Source organism: Pseudonocardia kujensis (assembly GCF_021283305.1).
Taxonomy (GTDB): domain Bacteria; phylum Actinomycetota; class Actinomycetes; order Mycobacteriales; family Pseudonocardiaceae; genus Pseudonocardia; species Pseudonocardia kujensis.
Map to the genome: position 1 here is coordinate 67,474 of NZ_JAJSOK010000020.1, position 13,785 is coordinate 81,258.

Here is a 13,785-nt window from a genome sequence, read left to right on the forward strand (position 1 = left end):
GCCGGTCCTCAGCGGGCGCGGCGGCGGCGCTCGGTCGCGTACACCGCGGCCTCGGTGCGCCGGGAGAAGCCGAGCTTGTGCAGCAGCGAGGAGACGTAGTTCTTGACCGTCTTCTCGGCCAGGTAGAGCTCGGCGCCGATCTGGCGGTTGGTGAGGCCGTCGGCGATCAGGTCGAGGATCCGCCGCTCCTGGGGGGAGAGGCCCTCGTAGCGGGGGTCGTCGGGCTCGGACCCGTGCCGGAGCCGTTCCAGGACCAGCGCGGTGGCCTTCGGGTCGAGCAGCGAGCCGCCCGCCGCGACGGTCCGCACGGCCCCGATGAGGTCGGTGCCGGCGACCTGTTTGAGCAGGTAGCCGGCGGCGCCGGCCATGATCGCGCCGAAGAGGGCCTCGTCGTCGGAGTACGAGGTGAGCATCAGGCAGGCCGGCGGCGGGTTCAGGGTCGAGCGGATGTCGCGGCAGACGGTGATGCCCTCGCCGTCGGGCAGGCGGACGTCGAGGATCGCCACGTCGGGCCGGGTGGCGGGGATGCGGGCCAGCGCCTGCGCGGCGGTCCCGGCCTCGCCGACGACCTCGATGTCGTCCTCGGTCTCCAGCAGCTGGGCGATGCCGCGACGGACGATCTCGTGGTCGTCCAGCAGGAACACCGAGATGGTCACGGGGCCTCCTCGTCCTCGACCGGTCCGACGCTAACGGGCGGCGCAACCCTCCGCCGGGCCCGAAAGGTCCCGGGCGGTAGAGCCGAACGTCCCGGCACCCGTCCGTGGTGGCCGGCTGCGTCCGTTCGGGGGTCGCGCACTCGTCGGTCGGCGCAATCTCGGCCATCACGGCCACGGCGCGTAACGACCGACGACACCACCGCGCTGAGGGCATGGCGGGCCGGACGGAGACGCCCCCCGACGTCCGGCCCGTCATCGATCGACCTGGAGGTGGAGTGCCCGCCCTCGCCGGCCCGACCGTGGCCCCCGTGGCCGCGTCCCGCGACCAGACCCTGCTCGAGGACGCGCTGGGCGCGGCCCGGGCGGGCGACGAATGGGCCTTCGTCGTGCTCTACCGCGACCTGCAACCCCGCCTGCTGCGGTACGCCACCGCGCTGGTCGGCGCCGACGCCGAGGACGTCACCGCCGAGACCTGGTTGCACGTCGCGAAGGACCTGCGCCGCTTCTCCGGTGACCTCGACGGCTTCCGCGGCTGGGTCACCACGATCTGCCGCAACCGGGCGATGGACTCGGCGCGGGCCCGCACCCGCCGCCCGGCCGACCCCGCGGAGCCGGCGGACCTGGTGGCCCTCGCGGACGTCCGGCACACCGACGGTGCCGTCTTCGACGGGCTGGCGACGCAGTGGGCGCTCGACCAGATCCTCGCGTTGCCGCGCACCGAGGCCGAGGCGGTGCTGCTGCGCGCGGTGATCGGGCTCGACGCACCGGCCGCCGCCCAGGTGCTGGGCAAGCGGCCCGGCGCGGTCCGGGTCGCGGCCCACCGCGGGCTGCGGCGGCTGGCCGAGCGGCTGCGCGCGGGTGAGGAGGCCGGTCCGGCGCGGACCGGACGGGAACGGCGGACGGGGGTCGCCGATGTGTGAGCACTGCACGGGCCGGGGCGGCGCGGCGCCGCCGGGGACCTGGATGGCCATCACGGACGTCGACCGGCTGCTCGACGGCGACGGCGGGCCCCGCGACCTCCGCCGCCTGCTCGACGCGGCCGCGGCTCCCGGCTCCGCCGCGGAGCTGCGGGGGGAGCGCGACGCTCTCGCGGCCTTCGCCGCCGCCGCGACGTCGCGGGGCCGCTGGCGGCTCCGGAGGGCGACCGTCACGGCGTCGGGTGCCGTCGCGGCCAAGTCCCTCGCGGCCGCCCTCGCCGTGGTGGGCACCGCGAGCGGCGGCTTCGCCATCGCGGCCGGGGACACGCACCCGGCCGGCCCGAACGTCGACCACGGGCCGGCGGAGAGCCCGACCTGGTCGGCGCCGGGCGAGCACGTCGCCGGCGTGGCCGGGGCGGCGCTCACGGCCGCCTCCACCGCCACCGCCGCCACCGCCACGTCCGCCGCGGTGGACGCGGGAGGGCCGGTGACCGGGCAGTCGGTGGCCGCCCACGGAACCGGCGGTGCCGTGCGGGTCGACGGGAGCCACGGCCGGGGCGTGGGTCCCTCCGGGCCGACGGCGCGCGGGGGCTGGGCGGGGAGCGGGGGCAACTCGAACGGCGACGGTGCCGGTTCCGGTGGGTCGGGCGACGCGGACGGCTCCGGCACGTCGGTGGGGGAGGCGGGGAACTCGGGCAAGGTCCCGCCCGGGCTCGCCAAGAAGGCCCAGGACGACGACGAGCAGTAGGGCGGCCGCAGCTTCAGCCGGCGAGGACCTGTTCGCGCAGGATGTCGGCGTGCCCGCAGTGGTGGGCCAGCTCGCGCAGGACCTGCAGGTACACCCAGCGCAGCGTGCGCGGCCCGGACCGGTGGCCGGTGACGACGGCGTCCAGCGGCAGGTCGGCGACCGCGGCCCGGGCCCTCGCGCAGGCCTGCCGGTGGGCCGCCGTGACGGAGGCGACGGTGTCGTGGTCGGCGAGCCGGAAGGACTCGTCCGGGGTCCGCACCAGGCCGAGCTCCCGGCGGGACGTGCCGCCGACGCACTCCTCGAACCACACCCGCTGCATCCACGTGACGTGCTTGAGCAGGCCGAGCAGCGTCGTCGCCGACGGGACGAGCCGGCGGCGGGCCTGCTCCTCGGTGAGGCCGTCGAGGGTCAGCTCGAGGGCGCTGCGGTACTCCTCCACGAACGCCTCGAGCTGGGTGCGTTCGGGGTCCAGCGGCACGGCGAACGAGCCCATCGGCGTCTCCCCTCCCGCCGCGGACCGAGACCACGGCAGCGGTGTGCGGGCGGCGGCCCGCGGCGAGCGCGATGATCCCAGGACCTGCTCCCGGGGCCCGAGGTGGGCCGGGGTGCCCCGAGGTGGCGAAGGAGGGCCCGGCCGCGGTGGTCGGGGGGCATCGCCGCCCGCGGCCGGGTGTCGGTGGGTGGCGACCGGGCGGGCGGCCCACCACCGCCGCCCGGTCGCCCGGGAACCGGGCGGGCCCTCCCTGCCCGTCCCGGACGTCCGGCCCGGCGCGCGACGCCCCGCGTCGCCGGATCCGTTGCGGCACAGCGGCGGCATCGCGCGCCGTGCGCAGGCGATCAGCGTCGCGGGCCGGTGCGACGGGCAGGAGGGGCCGACCGATCAGCGTCGGCGGGTCGCTCGGTCCGCGGGACCGGGACGAAGGTCCCGTGTCAGATCCGGGCCCGGACCGTCGGTGATCGCCTGCTCACGCCCGCCGGCCGCCCCGGATCCGCAGCCGCACCCACCGGTACCCCACGCCGACGACCACGACCCCCACCCCGGCCACCACGGACCGCCAGGGGAGGGTCACGACGAGGACGGCGCAGCCGAGCAGCCCGAGCAGCGCGAACGCCCGCGGGTACCGGCGCTCGGCGCGCGGCTGCCCGAGTGCCGACAGGTTGGCGACGAAGTAGTAGAGCAGCACGCCGAAGGACGAGAAGCCGATCGCGCCGCGCAGGTCGACCGCGCACACCAGCCCCACCACGACCACCGCGACCGCGATCTCCGCGCGGCGGGGCACGGACCGCCGGGCGTCGACGGCGGCCAGCGGCGCGGGCAGGTCCGCCTCGCGGGCCATCGCGAGCACCGTCCGGCCCACCCCGGCGACGAGCCCCAGCAGTGCGCCGAGGGAGGCGAGCGCGCCACCGACCGCCGCGAGCCAGGTCGCGCCGGACGGCAGGACGTCGGCCAGGGGCGCGGACGACGCCGCCAGGCGCGCCGGGCCCAGCACCCCCAGCAGCACGACGCCGACCGCCGCGTAGACCACGATCGCGCCCGTGAGCGCCAGGGTGATCGCCCGCGGGATCGTGCGTGCGGGGTCGCGGACCTCTTCGCCGAGCGTCGCGACGCGCGCGTAGCCGGCGAAGGCGAAGAAGAGCAGGCCGGCGGCCTGGAGGACCGCGTAGACACCGGGCGCGCCGGTCAGCGGGCCCGCGGGCGGCAGCCGGTCCCGGGCCACCGCGGTCACCAGGATCGCGGCCAGCGCGAGCAGGACCAGCGCGACCAGGACCCGGGTCGACCGGGCCGTGCGCGTCACCCCCGCCAGGTTCACCCCGGTCACCACGACGACGGCGAGCACGGCCGCCGGCCGCTGCCAGGCGCCGGGCACCAGGTAGGCCGCGGCCGTGAGCGCCATCGCCGCGCAGCTCGCCGTCTTCCCGACGACGAAACCCCAGCCCGCGACGAAACCCCACCACGGCCCCAGCCGCTCGCGTCCGTAGACGTACGTGCCGCCGGACCGCGGGTACCGGGCCGCGAGCTGGGCCGAGGACGTCGCGTTGCACCATGCCACCACGGCGGCGAGGGCGAGCCCGACGAGCAGCGCCGAGCCGGCGGCGGCCGCCGCGGGCGCGAAGGCCGCGAACACCCCGGCGCCGATCATCGAGCCGAGCCCGATCACGGTCGCGTCGAACGTCCCCAGCCGGCGCTGCAGCGCGGGAGTGTCCATCGGGCGGAACGCTAGCCGGATCGCCGCCGCGCGCGGTGGTTGGCCACGTGGACGCGGTTGCCGCACAGGTCCGGCATGCAGTAGCGGCGCCGCCCGGCGCGGCTGACGTCGACGAAAGCGCCCTCGCAGAACGGCGCGGCGCACGCGCGGAACCGCTCCGGCCCGAGCGCCCGCACCGCCCCCAGCAGCCCCACCCCGGTGACCGCCGCCAGCCCCTCGACCAGCCCGGCGTCGGAGCCGAAGACCCAGGCGGGCAGCCCGCCGCGGGCCGGGCCGGCCTCGCCGAGGGTCAGCCCACCCGCGGCGAGCGCCGAGGCGCGCCGGACGACGACGCCCGTCTCCTCGCCCGCCACGGCCGCGTCGACGATCGCGCGCAGCTCCGTCCGCAGGTCCCGCACCCCGTCGAGCTCGGCCGGCGTGCAGGAGCCCGCGAACCCGTGCTCGGCGAGCAGGGCGTCGACCTCGCCCGGCGTGCCCAGCTTCTCGACGCCGTGCCACACCCGGGGCGCGGTGGCGACGAGCGCGCCGGCCAGCTCCGCTCCGCGCGGGTAATCGCTCAAAGCCAGTTGCACACCTTACCTCCGCCGTGCCACGGTAATCGTCCCAACGACGTTGAAGACCTTACCGGAGGTGGAGATGCTCCAGACCCAGGAGAAGGTGACGGGCGGGACGGTGGCCTGCGAGCGCGTCGGGGAGGGCCCCGCCGTCGTCCTCACCCACGGCACGCCGTCCTCGTCGCTGCTGTGGCGCGGCGTGGTGCCGGAGCTCGCGAAGGACCACACGGTCCACGTCTGGGACCTGCTCGGCTACGGCCGCTCGACGACCGGACCCGGCGTCCGCCCGTCGGTCGCCCTGCACGCCGCGACGCTCGCGGAGCTGGTCGAGATCTGGGGCCTGCGCGACCCGGTGCTCGTCGGGCACGACATCGGGGCGGCCGCCGTCCTGCGGGCACACCTGCGACACCGCGTCCCCGCCCGCGCCCTCGCGCTGCTCGACGCCGCCGTCCTCCCGCCCTGGACCACGCCAGTGGCGCAGCACATCCAGGCGCACCCCGACGCCTACCGCACCATGCCCGAGCACGTGTTCCACCAGCTGATCCGCGCCCACCTCGCCACGGCCACGCACCGGCCGCTCGACGGCGCGACCGAGCGCGCCTACCTCGAGCCGTACGCGGGCGTGCCCGGGCAGCAGCGCTACCTCGACCAGGTCGAGGGCTTCGACGAGGCCGACACCAGGGAGGTCGTCGCGGCGCTGGGCGAGGTCGGGGTGCCGACGCTCGTGCTGTGGGGCGAGCACGACCGCTGGCTCCCGGCCGACGCCGCCGACCGGCTCGCCGCGGCGATCCCCGGCGCCCGCCGCGTCGTGGTGCCGGGGGCGGGCCACTTCCTCCCGGAGGACGACCCGGCCACCACCGCCGCCGAACTCGGCCGGTTCCTTCGCGGTAGGTGACGCAGCTCACCCAGGGCAAGATGTCGAGCGCGGGCCGTCCGCTCCGTACGACTTCGTGACGGAGGCCCGCCCCGGGCGCCGCCGACGAGAGGGAGACGTCGTGAAGTACCTGTTCATCATGCAGATCGACCCCGCCGTGCTGGAGAGCCTGACCGAGGCCCAGGGCCGCGAGATCGAGACCGGGCACGGCCGGTTCATGGAGGAGATCACCCGCACCGGCGAGCTGATCGGCACCCAGGCCCTGGCCGACCCCTCCCGCAGCGCGGTCGTGTCCGTCCGCGACGGCGCGACGACCGTGACGGACGGGCCGTTCGTCGAGGCCAAGGAGTACATGGGCGGCTTCTACGTGGTCGACGTCGAGACCCCGGAGCGGGCCTACGAGCTGGCCGCGAAGATCCCCGACGCCGGGATCGAGGGGCTCGCGGTCGAGGTGCGCCCGGTCGTGTTCACGGCGGGCTTCGGCCTGACCGAGCCCAAGGCCTCCTGAGTGTCCGACCGCGCGCTGGAGGACCTGCTGCGCCGCTGCGCGCCGCAGGTCCTCGGCGTGCTCGTCGGCCGTTACCGGCAGTTCGACCTGTGCGAGGACGCGGTGCAGGAGGCCCTGCTCGCCGCGGCGACCGCCTGGCCCGAGAGCGGCGTCCCGGAGGAGCCGGTCGGCTGGCTGGTCACCGTCGCCCGGCGCCGGCTGACGGACCTGTGGCGCAGCGACAGCGCACGGCGGCGCCGGGAGGAGGCCGTGGCCGTCGATCCCGCCGGGACCGTCGACCTCGAGGTGCCGGCCGTCGACGACAGCCTCGAGATGCTGCTGCTCTGCGTCCACCCCCACCTCACCGAGGCGAGCCGGATCGCGTTGACCCTGCGCGCCGTCGGCGGGTTGACGACCGCGGAGATCGCGCGCGCGTTCCTGGTCCCCGAGGCGACGATGGCCCAGCGGATCAGCCGGGCGAAGGCCGCGATCGAGGCCGGCGGGACCGTGTTCACCCTGCCCGCCGACGTCCGGACCGAGCGGCTGGCCGCCGCGCTGCACGTCCTCTACCTGATCTTCAACGAGGGCTACACGGCCAGCGCGGGACCCGGCCTGACCCGGGTCGACCTGTCCGCCGAGGCGATCCGGCTGACCCGGATGCTGCACCGCCTCCTGCCCGACGACGGCGAGGTCGCCGGGCTGCTCGTCCTCATGCTCCTGACCGACGCCCGCCGGCAGGCCCGCACCGACGCCGACGGCCGGCTGGTCCCCCTCGCCGAGCAGGACCGGAGCCGCTGGGACCACGCGGCGATCGGCGAGGCGACCGGCCTGCTCGAACGCACGTTGGCCCGCCGCCGGGTCGGCCCGTACCAGCTGCAGGCCGCGATCGCGGCGGTCCACGCGGAGGCGCCGACGGACGCCGACACCGACTGGCGGCAGATCGAGATCCTCTACCGGCTGCTGGAGGAGTGCACGGACAACCCGGTGGTCACGCTGAACCGGGCGGTGGCCGTCGGGATGGCCTACGGGCCCGAGCGGGGGCTGGAGGTGCTGGACCGGGTGGCCGGGGACAAGCGGCTGGTCCGCCACCACCGGCCCGACGCCGTGCGGGCCCACCTGCTGGACCGGCTCGGCGAGCACGAGCAGGCGCGCGAACACTTCCGGCGCGCCGCCCGGGCGACGCTCAACCTCGCCGAGAAGCGCTACCTCGAGGACCTGGCCCGGCGGGCGGGATCGGCCGCCACCGCGCCGCCCGACGACGACCCCGGCACCAGCTGATCAGGGCAGGCGGCGGTGGAAGGCCCGGATGTGGGCCTCCATCCGGTCCGCGGCCAGTGCCCCGTCGCCCGCCTCGATCGCGTCGAGGATCCCGCGGTGCTCGCGGCGCAGCACCGCGCGCAGGCCCGGCCAGTCCTCCTCGGCCCGCATGCCGTCGAGCAGGGCGCCGCGCAGCGACTCGCGGATGGCCGCGGTCAGCTCGCTGACCAGCCGGTTCCCACCGGATCCGGCGATCGCGACGTGGAAGGCGGTGTCGAGCGGGTTGAACTCCTCGCGCGGGAGGTCGGCGTCCATCGCCCCCAGTGCCTCGCGGAGCCGGGCGAGATCGGCGGGGGAGTGCCGCTCGGCGGCCGACGCGGCGCTGGTCCGCTCCAGCATCACGCGCGCCCCGGTGAGGTCCTCGGCCGGGAAGGAGCTCACGGCGAGGTGCATCTTGAGCAGCCGCGACAGCGCCTTCGCCGGCGCGGGGACGATCACGGTGCCGGAGTCGCTGCCGGTGCCCTGCTGCGAACGCACCACGCCCTGCGCCTGCAGCACGCGCAGCGCCTCGCGCACCGCCTGCCGGCTCGCGCCGAGCATCGAGGCCAGCTCCCGCTCCGGGGGCAGCCGGTCACCCGGGCCGAGCGCCCCCGAGACGAGCTGCTCCTCGATCCGCTCGATCACGAGCTCGTAGGTCGGGACGCGCTGGACCTGGTCCCAGCGTGGTGCCGCCATCTCCACCCCCTCGGTGGACGGGAGCCTACCGTCCGGACTAAGGTCCGACCATAGCTCGGCTGGGGTCTCCCCAGAGCCACACGCCGTCCACCACCGGAGGCACCGTGCCCGTCGGCCTGCTCGTCACCTGCATGAACGACGCCCTGTTCCCGGAAACCGGCCGCGCCGTCGTCACCCTGCTCCGCCGGCTGGGCGTCGACGTCGACTTCCCGGCCGCGCAGACCTGCTGCGGCCAGCCGATGGTCAACACCGGCTACCTCGACGAGGCCGTGCCGCTGCTGCGCCGGCACCTGGATGCATTCGCCGGGTACGAGGCCGTCGTGGTGCCGTCCGGGTCGTGCGCCGGATCCGTGCGCCACCAGCACCGGATGGTGGCGGAGCGCTCCGGCGACCCCGGCCTCGTGCGCGCCGTCGAGCAGGCGCCGCCGGCGTACGAGCTGTCGGAGTACCTGGTCGACGTCCTGGGCGTGGTCGACGTGGGGGCGTACTTCCCGCACCGGGTCACCTACCACCCGACCTGCCACTCGCTGCGGATGCTGGGCGTGGGCGACCGCCCGACCCGGCTGCTGGAGGCGGTGCGCGGGCTGCGGCTGGTCGCGCTGCCGGCGGCCGCGGAGTGCTGCGGGTTCGGTGGGACCTTCGCGGTCAAGAACTCCGACACCTCGATCGCGATGGGCGCGGACAAGGCGCGGCACGTGCGCGAGTCCGGCGCCGAGGTGCTGGTCGCGGGCGACAACTCCTGCCTGACCCACATCGGCGGGCTGCTCTCCCGCGAGCGGTCCGGCGTGCGGGTCATGCACCTCGCGGAGGTGCTGGCCGCGACCGAGCCCGTGATCGAGCAGCCGCCCCGGGAGGCGGACCGGCGTTCGGTCGGCAGCGCCGTCGACACCGCGGCCCTGGCCGGGGGTGCCCCGTGAGCGCCACGTTCCTCGGCACTCCGGCCTTCCCGACCGCGGCGCGCACCGCGTTGGCCGACACCCAGCTGCGCCGCAACCTCGCCCACGCGACCGGCACGATCCGGGCCAAGCGGGCCGCCGTCGTCGGCGAGGTCGACGAGTGGGAGCGGCTGCGGCGCGCCGGTGCCGCGCTCAAGGACCGCACCCTGCGGCACCTCGACACGTACCTCGCCCAGCTCGAGGAGTCGCTGACCCGGGCCGGGGCGACCGTGCACTGGGCCCGCGACGCCGCCGAGGCCAACCGGATCGTCGTCGACATCGCGCGCGGGCACGGCACGGACGAGGTCGTCAAGGTCAAGTCCATGGCGACCCAGGAGATCGGGCTCAACGAGGCCCTGGAGGCCGCCGGGATCCACGCCTGGGAGACCGACCTGGCCGAGCTCATCGTGCAGCTCGGCGAGGACCTGCCCAGCCACATCCTGGTGCCCGCGATCCACCGCAACCGCTCCGAGGTGCGGGAGATCTTCCTGCGGGAGATGGGCCGGTACGGGAGGCCCGCGCCCCCCGACCTCACCGACACGCCGGCCGAGCTCGCCGCCGCTGCCCGGGCGCACCTGCGGGAGAAGTTCCTGCGCGCCAAGGTCGCGGTGTCCGGGGCCAACTTCGCCGTCGCGGAGACCGGCACCCTGGCCGTGGTCGAGAGCGAGGGCAACGGCCGGATGTGCCTGACCCTGCCCGAGGTGCTGGTCAGCGTGGTGGGCATCGAGAAGCTGGTGCCCACCTGGGCGGACCTCGACGTCTTCCTGCAGCTGTTGCCGCGCAGCTCCACCGGCGAGCGGATGAACCCGTACACCTCGATGTGGAGCGGCGTGACCCCTGCCGACGGGCCGCAGGAGGTGCACGTCGTGCTGCTCGACAACGGGCGCACGGACGTCCTCGCCGACGAGGTCGGCCGGCAGGCGTTGCGCTGCATCCGCTGCTCGGCCTGCCTCAACGTCTGCCCGGTCTACGAGCGCACCGGCGGGCACAGCTACGGCTCGGTCTACCCGGGTCCGATCGGCGCGATCCTCACCCCGATGCTGCGCGGGGTCGGGCACGACACCCAGCTCGACTCGCTGCCCTACGCGTCGAGCCTGTGCGGCGCCTGCTTCGAGGTGTGCCCGGTGCGGATCGACATCCCGGAGGTGCTGGTGCACCTGCGTACGAAGGTGGTCGACGCCCACCGGGGCGAGCCGAAGGTGCAGAACCTGGCGATGAAGGCGGCGTCGTGGGCGTTCGCCGACGCCCGGCGGACAGCCGCCGCGGAGCGGATCTCCGGGGCGGTCGGCAAGGTCCTCCGGGGTACGAAGCGCCGCGCCCCCGGCGGTCGTGGGGTGCTCGGCGCGCTGCCCGGCCCGGCCGCGGCCTGGTCCGACGCGCGGGACGTGCCGGTGCCGGCGGCGGAGTCGTTCCGGGCCTGGTGGGCGCGGACGGACGGCGGCCGGACCGAGCGGCAGGACGAGGACGGGGGAGCGCAGTGAGCGCGCGCGAGGAGGTCCTGGGCCGGGTGCGGACGGCCCTGCGCGACGTCCCGGGCGCCGAGAAGCCTGCCGACGTCGCCGTGGACCGGCCGCAGCCGCGGCCGACCACCGCCGCCGACGTCGACCTGTTCGCCGAGCGGGTCGCCGACTACAAGGCGACCGTGGTGCGCTGCACGCCCGAGGACCTGCCGACGCACCTGGCGGCCGCCCTCGACGGTGTCCCGCGCCTGCTGGTTCCCGCCGACCTGCCGGAGGCCCTGCGCCCGGCCGACGCGATCCTCGACGAGCAGCTGACGACCGCCGAGCTGGACACCGTCGACGGCGTGCTCACCACGGCCGCACTGGGCATCGCCGAGACCGGCACGATCGTGCTGGACCACGGGCCGGGCCAGGGGCGCCGGGCGGCGACCCTGGTGCCGGACCGGCACGTGTGCGTGGTGCGGGCGGACCAGGTGGTCGCCGATGTCACCGCCGCGGTGGCCCGTCTCGACCCGGCCCGGCCGCTGACGTGGATCAGCGGCCCGAGCGCGACCAGCGACATCGAGCTGGACCGGGTCGAGGGCGTGCACGGCCCCCGCACCCTGATCGTCCTGCTGGTGGGCTGACTCGCACTCTGGAACCATGACGCGCGAGAAAGCCGCCGAGAATCGCGTTGTGGAACCATGACGCGCGAAACGACGGTCGAAGGCCGCGTCATGGCTCCCTGGTGCGTCAGCGGAGGGGCGCGCCGGTCTTCCCGCGGACCTCGTCCTCGGACACGCCGAAGGTCTCGAACAGACGCAGGCCCTCGTCGGTCACGTCGATCACGGCGAGGTCGGTGACGATCCGGTTGACGCAGCCCACGCCGGTCAGCGGCAGGGTGCACTGCTCGAGGATCTTGGGCGAGCCGTCCTTGGAGACGTGGTCCATCATCACGATGACCTTCTTCGCCCCGTGGACGAGGTCCATCGCCCCGCCCATCCCCTTGATCATCTTGCCGGGGATGGCCCAGTTGGCGAGGTCGCCGGTCGCGCTGACCTGCATCGCACCCAGCACGGCGACGTCGACCTTGCCCCCGCGGATCATCGAGAAGCTGTCCGACGAGCCGAAGTAGCTCGCGCCGGGCAGGACGGTGACGGTCTCCTTGCCCGCGTTGATCAGGTCCGGGTCGACCTCGTCGTCGGTCGGGTAGGGGCCGACGCCGAGGATGCCGTTCTCGCTGTGCAGCACCACGGTCCGGGTGCCCGGGATGTGGTCGGGCACGAGCGTCGGCATGCCGATGCCGAGGTTGACGTACGAGCCGTCGGGCAGCTCGTCGGCCACCCGCTTGGCGAGCTGGTCCCTGGTGAGGCTCATCGTTCTCCCTCGCTGCGCGAGCTCGACGCTCCGCACGGACGCTGTGGTGAGGATTCGCTCGCAGGCTCGCTCACGAGCGCACCGTCCTGAACTCGACCGGCTTCTCGGCGTCGGGCACGTGCACGACGCGCTGGACGTGGATGCCGGGGGTGTGCACGGCGTCGGCGTCGATCTCGCCGGGCTCGACGAGGTGCTCGACCTGCGCGATCGTGATCCGCCCGGCCGCGGCGCAATCCGGGTTGAAGTTGCGGGCGCTGCGCCGGTAGACGAGGTTGCCGTGCCGGTCGCCCTTCCAGGCGTGCACCAGCGCGAAGTCCGGGGCGATGGCGCGCTCGAGCACGTAGCGCACGCCGTCGAACTCGCGGACCTCCTTCGGCGGGGACTTCACCGCGACGGTGCCGTCGGCGGCGTAGCGCCACGGCAGGCCGCCGTCGCCGACCAGGGTGCCCACACCCGCCGGGGTGAAGAACGCCGGGATCCCTGCGCCCCCGGCGCGCAGCCGCTCGGCGAGCGTGCCCTGCGGGGTCAGCTCCAGCTCGAGCTCACCGGCCAGGTACTGCCGGGCGAACTCCTTGTTGTTGCCGACGTAGGAGCCGATCGTCCGGCGGATCCGGCCCGCGGCGAGCAGGGTGCCCAGGCCGAAGCCGTCCACCCCCAGGTTGTTGCTGATCGTCTCGAGGTCGGTCGCGCCCTGCTCGAGCAGGGCCGCGATCAGCGCGGTCGGGACGCCGGACATGCCGAAGCCCCCGACGGCCAGGGACGCGCCGTCCCCGATGTCGGCGACCGCTTCGCGCGCCGACGCCACCACCTTGTCCATGGCGGGCACCGTACCGTCCGTTCGCATCTCGCACAAGAGTTCGTATTGCGAACAGGGGCGGGCAGGGGTGTGGTGAGGGTCGCCGCGGCGACCCTCACCGTTCCGGCGTCAGAGGAGGGCGGCCTGCAGGTCGGCGGCGGTGTCGTAGACCGCGACCGCGCCGGCGGTGTCGAGCTCGCCCGGCTCGCCGTAGCCCCAGCCCGCACCCAGGCAGGAGATGCCGTGCCGGCCGGAGCCGACGACGTCGTGCAGCCGGTCGCCGACCATGATCGTCTCGTCCGGGGCGGGGGAGCCGAGCCGGCGCAGCGCCTCCTCCACCACGGCCGCCTTGCTGGGCCGCTGCGCGTCGACCGTGTCGCCGGTGATGGCGGTGAACAGCTCGGTCCAGCCCTGGTTGGCGAGGATCTCCCGGGCGGCGGGCTCGGCCTTGCTCGTCGCGAGCCCGAGCCGGACCCCGGCGCCGGCGAGGGCGCGCAGCAGGTCCTCGATGCCCGGGTACGGGGTCGACTTGAGCAGGCCGCTCTCGCGGTACAGCGGCCGGTAGAGCGCGAGGATGCGCTCGGCGTTCTCCGCGCCCACCAGCGGCGGCAGCGACTCGTAGAGCGGCGGGCCGAGCAGGTGGCGGCCGATCACGGTGTCGTCGTAGGGCACGCCGACCTGCTCGAAGGCGGTGCGGAGGGTCCCCAGAATGCCGGGGGCGGAGTCGACGAGGGTGCCGTCGAGGTCGAGGAGCACGGTGCGGTAGCGGGGGCGCGTCACGGGGCCATTGTCCCTGACCACAC

Annotated in this window: 16 protein-coding genes; 8 read left to right on the forward strand and 8 right to left on the reverse strand. The window is 75.4% G+C overall.

The features are described 5' to 3' along the window. Positions 1–8: 8 nt before the first annotated feature. Complete coding sequence (locus tag LWC35_RS16305; protein WP_232870979.1) at positions 9–656, reverse strand: response regulator; 648 nt, start codon at positions 654–656, stop codon at positions 9–11. A 308-nt stretch (positions 657–964) separates the two neighbouring features. Between LWC35_RS16305 and LWC35_RS16310 the strand changes: the two genes are divergently transcribed. Further along, positions 965–1,576: an RNA polymerase sigma factor gene (locus LWC35_RS16310; RefSeq protein ID WP_232870980.1), complete on the forward strand. Its 612-nt coding sequence runs from the start codon at positions 965–967 to the stop codon at positions 1,574–1,576. A 43-nt stretch (positions 1,577–1,619) separates the two neighbouring features. Then, positions 1,620–2,321: a hypothetical protein gene (locus LWC35_RS16315; RefSeq protein WP_232870981.1), complete on the forward strand. Its 702-nt coding sequence runs from the start codon at positions 1,620–1,622 to the stop codon at positions 2,319–2,321. 13 nt (positions 2,322–2,334) lie between these two features. Here LWC35_RS16315 and LWC35_RS16320 read toward each other — a convergent pair whose 3' ends face one another. From LWC35_RS16320 to LWC35_RS16330, 3 genes are all read right to left on the reverse strand, one after another. Then, positions 2,335–2,814 carry a DinB family protein gene (locus tag LWC35_RS16320; protein ID WP_232870982.1) on the reverse strand — a complete coding sequence of 160 codons (480 nt, stop codon included), beginning with the start codon at positions 2,812–2,814 and terminating at the stop codon, positions 2,335–2,337. 472 nt (positions 2,815–3,286) lie between these two features. Then, positions 3,287–4,528, reverse strand: a complete 1,242-nt coding sequence (locus LWC35_RS16325; RefSeq protein WP_232870983.1) for an APC family permease — start codon at positions 4,526–4,528, stop codon at positions 3,287–3,289. 11 nt (positions 4,529–4,539) lie between these two features. After that, positions 4,540–5,088 carry a CGNR zinc finger domain-containing protein gene (locus LWC35_RS16330; protein ID WP_232870984.1) on the reverse strand — a complete coding sequence of 183 codons (549 nt, stop codon included), beginning with the start codon at positions 5,086–5,088 and terminating at the stop codon, positions 4,540–4,542. Positions 5,089–5,164: 76 nt separating this feature from the next. Here LWC35_RS16330 and LWC35_RS16335 point away from each other — a divergent pair, with 76 nt between their 5' ends. The 3 genes from LWC35_RS16335 (at position 5,165) to LWC35_RS16345 (ending at position 7,721) form a co-directional block, all read left to right on the forward strand. Next, positions 5,165–5,977 carry an alpha/beta fold hydrolase gene (locus tag LWC35_RS16335; RefSeq protein WP_232871028.1) on the forward strand — a complete coding sequence of 271 codons (813 nt, stop codon included), beginning with the start codon at positions 5,165–5,167 and terminating at the stop codon, positions 5,975–5,977. A gap of 100 nt (positions 5,978–6,077) precedes the next feature. Further along, positions 6,078–6,464: a YciI family protein gene (locus tag LWC35_RS16340; protein WP_232870985.1), complete on the forward strand. Its 387-nt coding sequence runs from the start codon at positions 6,078–6,080 to the stop codon at positions 6,462–6,464. Beyond that, positions 6,465–7,721 (forward strand): RNA polymerase sigma factor, encoded by a 1,257-nt coding sequence (locus LWC35_RS16345; RefSeq protein ID WP_232870986.1) that lies wholly within the window; start codon positions 6,465–6,467, stop codon positions 7,719–7,721. Here LWC35_RS16345 and LWC35_RS16350 read toward each other — a convergent pair whose 3' ends face one another. Further along, positions 7,722–8,435, reverse strand: coding sequence for a FadR/GntR family transcriptional regulator (locus tag LWC35_RS16350; RefSeq protein WP_232870987.1), 714 nt, complete (start codon positions 8,433–8,435; stop codon positions 7,722–7,724). Between the two features lie 104 nt (positions 8,436–8,539). Here LWC35_RS16350 and LWC35_RS16355 point away from each other — a divergent pair, with 104 nt between their 5' ends. Genes LWC35_RS16355 through LWC35_RS16365 form a run of 3 tightly spaced genes read left to right on the forward strand, consistent with a single transcriptional unit; the run spans position 8,540 to position 11,456 of the window. Beyond that, positions 8,540–9,352, forward strand: a complete 813-nt coding sequence (locus tag LWC35_RS16355; protein WP_232870988.1) for a (Fe-S)-binding protein — start codon at positions 8,540–8,542, stop codon at positions 9,350–9,352. Continuing rightward, complete coding sequence (locus LWC35_RS16360; RefSeq protein ID WP_232870989.1) at positions 9,349–10,851, forward strand: LutB/LldF family L-lactate oxidation iron-sulfur protein; 1,503 nt, start codon at positions 9,349–9,351, stop codon at positions 10,849–10,851. Before LWC35_RS16355 ends, LWC35_RS16360 begins: the two co-directional genes overlap by 4 nt. Continuing rightward, positions 10,848–11,456 (forward strand): LutC/YkgG family protein, encoded by a 609-nt coding sequence (locus LWC35_RS16365; RefSeq protein WP_232870990.1) that lies wholly within the window; start codon positions 10,848–10,850, stop codon positions 11,454–11,456. The genes LWC35_RS16360 and LWC35_RS16365 overlap by 4 nt, the downstream gene beginning before the upstream one ends. Positions 11,457–11,562: 106 nt before the next feature. On the opposite strand, the gene LWC35_RS16370 is transcribed toward LWC35_RS16365, so the two are convergent. The 3 genes from LWC35_RS16370 to LWC35_RS16380 form a co-directional block, all read right to left on the reverse strand. Next, on the reverse strand, positions 11,563–12,186 hold the full coding sequence (locus tag LWC35_RS16370) for a CoA transferase subunit B (RefSeq protein WP_232870991.1): 624 nt from the start codon (positions 12,184–12,186) through the stop codon (positions 11,563–11,565). A 70-nt stretch (positions 12,187–12,256) separates the two neighbouring features. Then, the gene (locus LWC35_RS16375; RefSeq protein WP_232870992.1) at positions 12,257–13,003 is read right to left on the reverse strand and encodes a CoA transferase subunit A; all 747 of its coding nucleotides are present in this window, start codon (positions 13,001–13,003) and stop codon (positions 12,257–12,259) included. 108 nt (positions 13,004–13,111) lie between these two features. Continuing rightward, a complete protein-coding gene (locus tag LWC35_RS16380; protein ID WP_232870993.1) occupies positions 13,112–13,762 on the reverse strand; it encodes an HAD hydrolase-like protein in 651 nt (216 codons plus the stop codon). Positions 13,763–13,785: the final 23 nt, after the last annotated feature.

Excerpts from the sequence above, each read along its gene's own strand:
- LWC35_RS16315 (WP_232870981.1), top strand. The coding sequence starts at position 1,620 with ATGGCCATCACGGACGTCGACCGGCTGCTCGACGGCGACGGCGGGCCC.
- LWC35_RS16335 (WP_232871028.1), top strand. The coding sequence starts at position 5,165 with ATGCTCCAGACCCAGGAGAAGGTGACGGGCGGGACGGTGGCCTGCGAG.
- LWC35_RS16350 (WP_232870987.1), bottom strand. The coding sequence starts at position 8,435 with ATGGCGGCACCACGCTGGGACCAGGTCCAGCGCGTCCCGACCTACGAG.
- LWC35_RS16370 (WP_232870991.1), bottom strand. The coding sequence starts at position 12,186 with ATGAGCCTCACCAGGGACCAGCTCGCCAAGCGGGTGGCCGACGAGCTG.
- LWC35_RS16375 (WP_232870992.1), bottom strand. The coding sequence starts at position 13,003 with ATGGACAAGGTGGTGGCGTCGGCGCGCGAAGCGGTCGCCGACATCGGG.
- LWC35_RS16320 (WP_232870982.1), bottom strand. The coding sequence starts at position 2,814 with ATGGGCTCGTTCGCCGTGCCGCTGGACCCCGAACGCACCCAGCTCGAG.
- LWC35_RS16325 (WP_232870983.1), bottom strand. The coding sequence starts at position 4,528 with ATGGACACTCCCGCGCTGCAGCGCCGGCTGGGGACGTTCGACGCGACC.